Genomic DNA, 8,845 nt, shown 5'->3' with positions numbered 1-8,845 from the left:
GCGGGGGATGTGCTTGGGGTTGTCGGTTGGGGGGGCCCCGCGGGGGGGTTCCGCGCGGGCCGCGGCCCCCGCGTCAGCGGCGTACGCCCCGGTGCAGTGCCACGACTCCACCAGTGAGGTTGCGCCAGGCGACGTCGGACCAGCCGGCCTTCTGCAGCAGGCCGGCGAGGCCCGCCTGGTCGGGCCAGGCGCGGATCGACTCGGCGAGGTAGACGTACGCGTCGGGGTTGGAGGACACCGCGCGGGCGACCGGCGGCAGGGCGCGCATCAGGTACTCGGTGTAGACCGTGCGGAACGGCGCCCACGTCGGCTGGGAGAACTCGCAGATCACGACGCGTCCGCCGGGCCTGGTCACCCGGTACAGCTCGCGCAGCGCCTCCTCCGTCGCCTGGACGTTGCGCAGCCCGAAGGAGATAGTCACCGCGTCGAAGGTCTCGTCGCGGAACGGCAGCTTCGTGGCGTCGCCCGCGGTGAAGGGCAGCCAGGAGTTGCGCTTCTTGCCCTCGCGGAGCATGCCGATCGAGAAGTCGCACGGCACGACGTACGCGCCGGTCGCGGCGAACGGCAGCGAGGAGGTCGCCGTGCCCGCCGCGAGGTCGAGGATCTTCTCGGCGGGCCGCGCGTGCACCGCCTTCGCGACCTCCTTGCGCCACAGCCGGGCCTGGCCGAGCGAGAGCACGTCGTTGGTGAGGTCGTACTTCGCCGCCACGTCGTCGAACATCGAGGCGACTTCGTGCGGCTGCTTGTCCAGGGATGCTCGGGTCACCCGCCCATTCAAGCAGCCCGGCACCCCTCGTTCCGCAGCGGCGTACGACGGCTTCGACCTTTTGGGTCCGTCGTCACTCAGTACCGGGGTGAGACGGCCGGACAACGGAGAGGGGCGCGGATGTCCGTCACACGCGGCCGGGACCCGGCTCGTGATGCCGGCTTCGGGGATTTCGCCCGGGCCGACCAGCGACCCCTGTACCGGGGGTCGACATCAGGAGGAGCGGAACACCAGCCGCCCGCCGAGGACGGTCGCGACGCAGCTGCCCGCGCCCGCGGCGACGAGCTGCTCCGCGTCCCGGACCGCGAAGACCGCGAGGTCGGCGGGGGCGCCGACGGCCGGTGCCCCGGCGAACGCGTCCGCCGGGGCCCGTACCCCCGCCAGCGGGTCCAGGGAGACGGGGACGTCCATGGCGCCCGTACGCGGGGCGTGGACGCGCAGGCCCGAGCGGACGACCACGGTACGCACGGCGGGGCGGGTGAAGGTTCCGGCGACGGCGGTCGTGCCGTGGCGCAGCATCCGTTGCAGTCCTCGGCGGGCGCTGGCACCCCAGCGGGCGTCGTCCATGCCGAGTGCGGTGACCGCGTCGCCGGTCAGCGGTTCGGTGCCGAGGACGTCCGCCTCCCGGGGGTCCGGGTGGTAGGCCGTCTCCAGCAGTGCCGTGGCGGTGACGTTGACCAGGCCCGGGGTGATCAGGCCGGACCAGCGCCGCACCCTGGCCTGCGGGCGGGCCGCGGCCAGTTCCGCGTACGGGCCGACCGCGACGACCACCCCGCCGTCCACGGCCACGGCGTCCGCCCCTTCCGGGGCGCCGAGTACGGCGTCGGCGGCGTGGATCGTCAGCAAGACGGACCTAGTTGGCGCTGAGGAGCTTGAGCTCCGGGTGGGCCGTGCCGCCCTTGATGGCGGTGGACGAGATGTGCGAGGCGACGCGCTCGTCGACCGGGTCGTTCGCCGGGTCGTCGTGCACGAGGAGGTGTTCGTACGTCGTGGCGCGCTGGGCGGGGACCCGGTCCGCCTTGCGGATCAGGTCGATGATCTCCATGCGGTTGGAACGGTGCCTGGCACCGGCGGAGGAGACGACGTTCTCCTCCAGCATGATCGAGCCGAGGTCGTCGGCGCCGTAGTGCAGGGAGAGCTGGCCGACCTCCTTGCCGGTGGTCAGCCAGGAGCCCTGGATGTGGGCGACGTTGTCGAGGAAGAGCCGGGCGATGGCGATCATCCGCAGGTACTCGAAGAGCGTGGCCTGCGTCTGGCCCTTCAGCTTGTTGTTCTCCGGCTGGTACGTGTACGGGATGAACGCGCGGAAGCCGCCCGAGCGGTCCTGTACGTCACGGATCATGCGCAGGTGCTCGATGCGCTCGGCGTTGGTCTCGCCGGTGCCCATCAGCATGGTGGAGGTCGACTCGACACCGAGGCCGTGCGCGATCTCCATGATCTCCAGCCAGCGCTCGCCGGACTCCTTGAGCGGGGCGATCGCGGTGCGCGGCCGGGCGGGCAGCAGTTCGGCGCCGGCGCCCGCGAAGGAGTCGAGGCCGGCGGCGTGGATCCGCTGGATGGCCTCCTCGGCCGAGACCTTGGAGATCCGGGCCATGTGCTCGATCTCGGAGGCGCCCAGCGAGTGGATGACCAGCTGCGGGAACGCCTTCTTGATCGCGGAGAAGTGCGTCTCGTAGTACTCGACGCCGTAGTCCGGGTGATGGCCGCCCTGGAACATGATCTGGGTGCCGCCCAGTTCGACGGTCTCCGCGCAGCGGCGCAGGATGTCGTCGAGGTCGCGGGACCAGCCCTTGGCCGTGTCCTTCGGCGCCGCGTAGAACGCGCAGAACTTGCACGCGGTGACACATACGTTGGTGTAGTTGATGTTGCGCTCGATGATGTACGTGGCGATGTGCTCCGTACCCGCGTAACGGCGGCGGCGTACGGCGTCGGCCGCAGCTCCCAGCGCGTGCAGCGGTGCCGACCGGTAGAGGTCGAGCGCCTCCTCCGGGGAGATCCGCCCACCCTCGGCGGCGCGTTCGAGGACGGTCTGAAGGTCGGCCTTCTCGGTCACCGGGCTGTCACCTTTCGGTGGTTTTACAACGAATCCACGGACCGATCCAGCCTACGCCAGCCCCCGTCGGGCTCAGTCGCCGGACCGGGTGAGCGTGCCGTGGGGCTTTCCGGCGGCCTCCTCGTCCGACTGGTAGGCGAGGGTGCCTTCCGGTGTCAGGGTGAAGGTGAGGTCGGCGGGTTCGCCCGTGCACAGGCCCGTGCTGCTCGCCCTGTCCGGGTCGAGGCGCTCGCGGATCTTCGCCACCCGGCCGGTGGCGGAGGCGAGTTCACCGATGCTGTGGCAGGTGACGGTGGTGCCGAGGACGGTCAGCGACACCTGCATCCGGGCCACGTCCGATCCCTTGCGGCCCTGGGTGAACACCGCGGTCAGCGTGCCGTGCGGGGCACCGCTCCGTTCGGTCACCGGGCCCTTCCAGGTGCCGGTGAACGCCGCCGGGAGCGCGCCCCCCTGACCCGCCGTCGCACCCGGCGAGGGCCTCCCCGAACGGGTGGGTCCGGGCGGTGTCCCCGCCGCGTTCTCGTTCTTCTTCGCGTCGTCGCCGTCCGGCAGCAGGCCCGACAGCACCCCGCTGCCCACGGTCACGGCGGCGAGGGCGCCGGCCACGGCAAGCGCCACGGTGCAGCTCACCCGCCGGCCACGGCGGGCACCGGGCGAGGAGTCGGCGTTCACGGTTACGGAGAGCCGGGGGTCGGGGGTACGCGGCCCGGGCACGCCACCACCGGGACCACCCGGACCGCCCGGGCCACCGGTCGACGGCGGGACGGTCGGCCGGGGCGGCACGGCGGCGATCGGCGGCCCGAACACACCGAGCACCGGATTTCCCAGCGAGGCGTTACTGAACGGCACCGGACCGGACTGCTCCGGGTCGTCCTGCGGCTCCAGGTCCAGCAGCGCCACGGCCGCCCGGCTGACCTCACGCACCAGCGAGTTCGGCAGCCAGCCCGAAGCCACCATCGCGGCGGCGCCACCCGGCGCGAGCTGCCGGGCCAGGTCCGCCGGACCGGGCCGGCCGGCGGGGTCCTTCGCCAGACAGCCGGCCACCACCTCACGCAGCTCGCCCTCCAGATCACCCAGCTCCGGTTCCTCGTGCACCACCTTGTAGAGGAGTACGGCGGAGGAGTCACCGGGGAAGGGGGCGCTGCCCGTCGCCGCGTACGCGAGGACCGCGCCGAGCGAGAAGACGTCGGCCGCACCCGAGATGTCCAGGCCGCGGATCTGCTCGGGCGCCATGTAGCCCGGCGAGCCGACCGAGACTCCGGTGGAGGTGAGCGAGACGGTGGCGCCGGTGGCGCGGGCGATGCCGAAGTCGATCAGCCGGGGACCGTCGAGGGCGAGCAGCACGTTGGACGGTTTCACGTCCCGGTGGATGAGGCCCTCGGCATGGACGGCGGCCAGCGCCTCGGCGAGGCCGGCGCCCAGGGTCCGCACGGCGTACTCGGGCAGAGGCCCGTGCGTGGTGACGGCCTGCGACAGCGGGGGGCCCGCCACATAGCCGGTCGCCACCCACGGCACGGGGGCGTCCGGGTCGGCGTCCAGGACCGGGGCCGTCCACTGCGCACCGATCCGCCGGGCCGCCTCGACCTCGCGGCGGAAGCGGGCGCGGAACTGCTCGTCGAGCGCGAAGTGCGGATGCACGACCTTGACGGCGACGGTGCGTCCGCCCGCGCTGCGCCCCAGATAGACCCGGCCCATCCCGCCCGCACCGAGCCTGCCGAGGAGCCGGTAGGCGCCGATGGTGCGCGGTTCGCCGGCTTCCAGCGGCTGCATATGGACTCCCCCTGTGGACCGTCCCGACCTGCGAACCGAAGCCTAGGCGCATGGGTCACCCGGTCACAGGGAAACGTTCTGCCGATTTCACCCCTATAGGGAACGAACGGCGGTTTTCGCCACCGCGAAAGGCGTGAATGTGTCGTTGATCCGGTCGATACCGGGGCGCGCGCGGGACTCCCGCCGGAGGCCGCCCCCTATTCGGCGTCCCGGTACACCCCACGGACGCGTATCGCTTTCGTTCCATTCACCGGAAGGGAATGCCCCGGCCCGCCCCGGGCGCTAAGGCGATAAACATCCGGAGGGTCCGGGATTCCCCCATTCCCGGCCCGGGCCATTACCCCCGTACCGTCCCGTCGTACGGGGAGGGCCGCACCGTCAGCCGCCGAGCAGTTCGACCTTCACGTCGGCGGGGAAGCCGGTCGTCGCGCCGGTCCGCCGGGCGAACTCCCGCACACCCTTCAACTGGTCAGGTCCGAAGCGGAAGTCGAGCGTCGTGAAGTACCGCTCCAGGAGCTCGGCGTCGAACGCCTCCCAGCGCGCCGCCTGCTCCGCCACCTTGGTGACCTCCTCCAGGGAGACGTCCCGCGAGGCCAGGAACGCCTCGTGGACCTTGGTCACGTACTCGGGATGGGCGGCCAGATAGTCCTTGCGGGCCGCCCAGACGGCGAAGACGAACGGCAGCCCGGTCCACTCCTTCCACATCTGCCCGAGGTCGTGGACCTGGAGGCCGAGGCGGGGGGCGTCGTGCAGATTGGCGCGGAGCGCGGCGTCCCCGATGAGGACGGCGGCGTCCGCCTCCTGCATCATCAGGCCGAGGTCGGGCGGGCAGGTGTAGTAGTCGGGCTCGACCCCGTGCCGCTCGGAGAGCAGCAGCTGCGCCAGGCGTACGGAGGTGCGCGAGGTCGAACCGAGGGCCACCCGGGCCCGGTCGAGCTGTTCCAGCGGGAGCTGGGACACGATCACGCACGACATGACGGGGCCGTCGCAGCCGACCGCGATGTCGGGGAAGGCGACCAGGTCGTCGGCGTTGCGCAGGAACTCGACCAGCGTGACGGGGCCGATGTCGAGCTCGCCCCTGATCAGTTGCTCGCTGAGCCTCTCCGGGGTGTCCTTCGAGAGCTCCAGGTCGAGCAGGGTCCCGGTCCGTGCCAGTCCCCAGTACAGCGGGAGGCAGTTGAGGAACTGGATGTGGCCGACGCGCGGCCGGCTGCGACGGTCGTCGCCTTCGACGGGAGAGACGGTTGAATTGTCCACATCGCGAGGCTAGACCCGTGCCGGCCGGGCGGCACCGGCGGGGCATCCCGGGCACTGCCCCGAGACGGCCGCAGCCCCCTCCCGGAGTCCCTCTCCGCAAGCCCGTCCGTGCCTCTAATCAAACATCCGGGTGAAGTGATCTTTGCCCCTACCGCTCCCCGCAGAGTGCGTGCTAGGCTCGCCGCAAGTTGCAGTTTGGTTTCCCTTGCAGTACAGAGCCTGCGGAGCATGTAACCCGCAGGCTTTTGTAGTTTTCAGACTTGTTTGCAGGTTCTGGAGCAGGGCAACCCTTTGGCCCAAGGAGGGCTTATGGCTACCGGAACCGTCAAGTGGTTCAACGCTGAAAAGGGCTTCGGCTTCATCGCCCAGGACGGCGGCGGCCCGGATGTCTTCGTTCACTACTCCGCGATCAATGCGTCCGGGTTCCGCTCCCTCGAGGAGAACCAGGTCGTGAACTTCGACGTCACTCAGGGACCCAAGGGTCCGCAGGCTGAGAACGTCACCCCGGCCTAGTTGCCCGGGTCGGTCGATCGCGGCCGGCATAGCAGTACCCAAGGAGCCCCGCTCCTCCGCCTCGGCGGGGAACGGGGCTCCTGCCTTTTCTCCTGCACGGGGGTCGGGCGCCCCCTTTCTCCGGCTCGGGCGCCTTCTCGGCTCAGACGCGTTCTCCGGCTCAGGCGCGTTCCCCGGCTCAGGCGCGTTCCCCGGCTCAGGCGCCCCGGACCGCCATGGCCGCCCTCGCCGTGCCAGGCCGGGGGCCCTCTTGACCTTCACACCGTGTGAGGCCCTGCACTGGGAGACATCATGTTCACCATCGGAGACTTCGCCAGGTACGGGCGGGTGTCGGCCCGGATGCTGCGTCATTACGACGCCATCGGGCTCCTGCGCCCCGACCGCACCGACCCCGTCACCGGGTACCGCTTCTACGGCGCCGCCCAGCTCGCCCGCCTCAACCGGGTCATCGCTCTCAAGGACCTCGGCTTCACGCTCCAGCAGGTGCGGTCCATCCTCGACGAGCAGGTCGGCCCCGAGGAGCTGCGCGGGATGCTGCGGCTGCGGCACGCGGAGCTGGAGGCGGCCGTGGCCGCCGCGGCGGCCCGGCTGGCACAGGTCGAGGCGAGGCTCCGGTCTATCGAGAGCGAGGGACACATGTCCGGAGACGATGTCGTCATCAAGCACGTGCCGGCGGTACGGGTCGCGGAGCTGACCGGGACCGCGGCGAGCTATGAGCCACAGGCCATCACCCCGGTGATCGGCCCGCTGTACGACCGGTTGTTCCCGCTGCTGGAGGCGGCCGGGATCAGCCCGACGGGGCCGGGTGTCGCACGCTACGAGGACGACCCGGCGGGTGAGGGCGCGATCACCGTGCACGCGGGGGTGACGGTCTCCGCACCGGCCGGTCCGGTCGGTGACACGGGCGTCACGGTGGTCGACCTGCCCGCGTTCGAGGCGGCGACCATCGTCCACCGCGGCGCGATGGACGAGATCCTCACCGCCGAGCAGACACTGGCCCGCTGGCTGGACAGCAACGGATACCGCTCGCTGGGCTACACCCGGGAGGTCAACCTGGAGTGCCCAGCGGACCGGGACGCGTGGGTGACGGAACTCCAGGAACCGGTGGCGAGGGCCTGACGCGGGCGGACGGGGGCCTTCTCCGTTCGGGAGGCCCCCGTCCGCTCCCCCTCACGCCCCCGCCCACAGCCCTTCGTCGGTCAGCCCCAGCAGATCGATCGCGTTGCGGCGCACGATCCGGTCCACCACGTCCGCGTCCAGGTGCGCCATCTGCGACTCCCCCACCTCGCGGGAGCGGGGCCAGGTCGAGTCGGAGTGCGGGTAGTCCGTCTCGTACAGGACGTTGCCGACGCCGATCGCGTCGAGGTTCTTCAGCCCGAAGGGGTCGTCGAAGAAGCAGCCGAAGACGTGCTCCGTGAACAGCTCGGACGGCGGCCTGTGCACCTTGTCGGCGACGCCGCCCCAGGCCCGGTTCTCCTCCCAGACCACGTCGGCGCGTTCCAGGATGTACGGAATCCATCCGATCTGGCCCTCCGCGTACATGATCCGGAGGTTGGGGAAGCGTTCGAACTTGCCGCTCATCAGCCAGTCGACCATCGAGAAGCAGCAGTTGGCGAAGGTGATGGTGGACCCGACGGCGGGCGGGGCGTCGGCCGAGGTGGACGGCATCCTCGACGACGAGCCGATGTGCATGGCGATCACCGTCCCCGTCTCGTCGCAGGCCCGCAGGAACGGGTCCCACTCGTCCGTGTGGATGGACGGCAGCCCGAGGTGCGGGGGTATCTCGGAGAACGCGACCGCGCGCACGCCCCGCGCGGCGTTGCGCCGGACCTCGTCCGCCGCGAGCCGGGCGTCCCAGAGCGGTACGAGGGTGAGCGGGATGAGCCGGCCACGCGCGTCGGGGCCGCACCACTCCTCGACCATCCAGTCGTTGTACGCCCGCACGCCCAGCAGCCCCAGTTCACGGTCCTTGGCCTCGGTGAAGGTCTGGCCGCAGAAGCGCGGGAACGTCGGGAAACAGAGCGCGGACTGGACGTGGTTGACGTCCATGTCGGCCAGCCGCTCGGGCACCGAGAACGAGCCCGGACGCATCTGTTCGTACGTGATGACTTCGAGCCTGATCTCGTCGCGGTCGTAGCCGACGGCGGTGTCCAGCCGGGTGAGCGGGCGGCGCAGGTCCTCGTACACCCACCAGTCACCGACCGGCCCGTCGTCCCCCTTCTCACCCATGACGGGCGCGAACTTGCCGCCCAGGAAGGTCATTTCCCTGAGCGGCGCCCGGACGATCCGCGGACCGGAGTCCGCGTACCTGGACGGGAGCCGGTCCCGCCAGACATGAGCGGGCTCCACTGTGTGGTCGTCCACCGAGATGATCTTCGGGAAGGTCTCCATGTGCTCCACGGTAGCGCCGATCTGACGAACCGTCAGCTTTTTCTACGGCACTCCGGTTCCCAATCGTTGTCGAGGGGTTGTGCAGAGCGTCACCC

At 70.9% G+C, this 8,845-nt stretch carries 8 protein-coding genes; 2 read left to right on the top strand and 6 right to left on the bottom strand.

What is annotated here, in order from left to right; all coding sequences use genetic code 11:
• Window positions 1–73: 73 nt before the first annotated feature.
• The 5 genes from ACFWSK_RS03840 to ACFWSK_RS03820 form a co-directional block, all read right to left on the bottom strand.
• The gene (locus ACFWSK_RS03840) at window positions 74–766 is read right to left on the bottom strand and encodes a demethylmenaquinone methyltransferase (RefSeq protein ID WP_383781537.1); all 693 of its coding nucleotides are present in this window, start codon (window positions 764–766) and stop codon (window positions 74–76) included.
• A 213-nt stretch (window positions 767–979) separates the two neighbouring features.
• Complete coding sequence (locus ACFWSK_RS03835) at window positions 980–1,612, bottom strand: hypothetical protein (protein WP_383781534.1); 633 nt, start codon at window positions 1,610–1,612, stop codon at window positions 980–982.
• 7 nt (window positions 1,613–1,619) lie between these two features.
• The gene (gene mqnC, locus ACFWSK_RS03830; protein ID WP_383781531.1) at window positions 1,620–2,819 is read right to left on the bottom strand and encodes a cyclic dehypoxanthinyl futalosine synthase; all 1,200 of its coding nucleotides are present in this window, start codon (window positions 2,817–2,819) and stop codon (window positions 1,620–1,622) included.
• 72 nt (window positions 2,820–2,891) lie between these two features.
• Window positions 2,892–4,589, bottom strand: a complete 1,698-nt coding sequence (locus ACFWSK_RS03825; RefSeq protein ID WP_383781528.1) for a serine/threonine-protein kinase — start codon at window positions 4,587–4,589, stop codon at window positions 2,892–2,894.
• 378 nt (window positions 4,590–4,967) lie between these two features.
• Window positions 4,968–5,846, bottom strand: a complete 879-nt coding sequence (locus tag ACFWSK_RS03820; protein WP_383781525.1) for a menaquinone biosynthetic enzyme MqnA/MqnD family protein — start codon at window positions 5,844–5,846, stop codon at window positions 4,968–4,970.
• 309 nt (window positions 5,847–6,155) lie between these two features.
• On the opposite strand from ACFWSK_RS03820, the gene ACFWSK_RS03815 reads away from it, so the two are divergent.
• Entirely contained in the window at window positions 6,156–6,359 is a 204-nt protein-coding gene (locus ACFWSK_RS03815) for a cold-shock protein (RefSeq protein ID WP_003967102.1), read from the top strand.
• Window positions 6,360–6,650: 291 nt separating this feature from the next.
• The gene (locus tag ACFWSK_RS03810) at window positions 6,651–7,478 is read left to right on the top strand and encodes a MerR family transcriptional regulator (RefSeq protein WP_383781522.1); all 828 of its coding nucleotides are present in this window, start codon (window positions 6,651–6,653) and stop codon (window positions 7,476–7,478) included.
• Window positions 7,479–7,529: 51 nt separating this feature from the next.
• On the opposite strand, the gene ACFWSK_RS03805 is transcribed toward ACFWSK_RS03810, so the two are convergent.
• Window positions 7,530–8,750, bottom strand: a complete 1,221-nt coding sequence (locus tag ACFWSK_RS03805; RefSeq protein WP_383781518.1) for an amidohydrolase family protein — start codon at window positions 8,748–8,750, stop codon at window positions 7,530–7,532.
• Window positions 8,751–8,845 lie beyond the last annotated feature (95 nt).

This window comes from Streptomyces sp. NPDC058620 (genome assembly GCF_042717135.1).
In the GTDB taxonomy this organism is placed as follows: Bacteria; Actinomycetota; Actinomycetes; order Streptomycetales; family Streptomycetaceae; genus Streptomyces.
This window is presented reverse-complemented; position numbering and strand designations above follow the sequence as displayed.

Bases quoted from the DNA above. Each gene is read 5' to 3' on its own strand.
- ACFWSK_RS03825 (WP_383781528.1), bottom strand. From the start codon at position 4,589: ATGCAGCCGCTGGAAGCCGGCGAACCGCGCACCATCGGCGCCTACCGG.
- ACFWSK_RS03815 (WP_003967102.1), top strand. From the start codon at position 6,156: ATGGCTACCGGAACCGTCAAGTGGTTCAACGCTGAAAAGGGCTTCGGC.
- ACFWSK_RS03810 (WP_383781522.1), top strand. From the start codon at position 6,651: ATGTTCACCATCGGAGACTTCGCCAGGTACGGGCGGGTGTCGGCCCGG.
- ACFWSK_RS03805 (WP_383781518.1), bottom strand. From the start codon at position 8,750: ATGGAGACCTTCCCGAAGATCATCTCGGTGGACGACCACACAGTGGAG.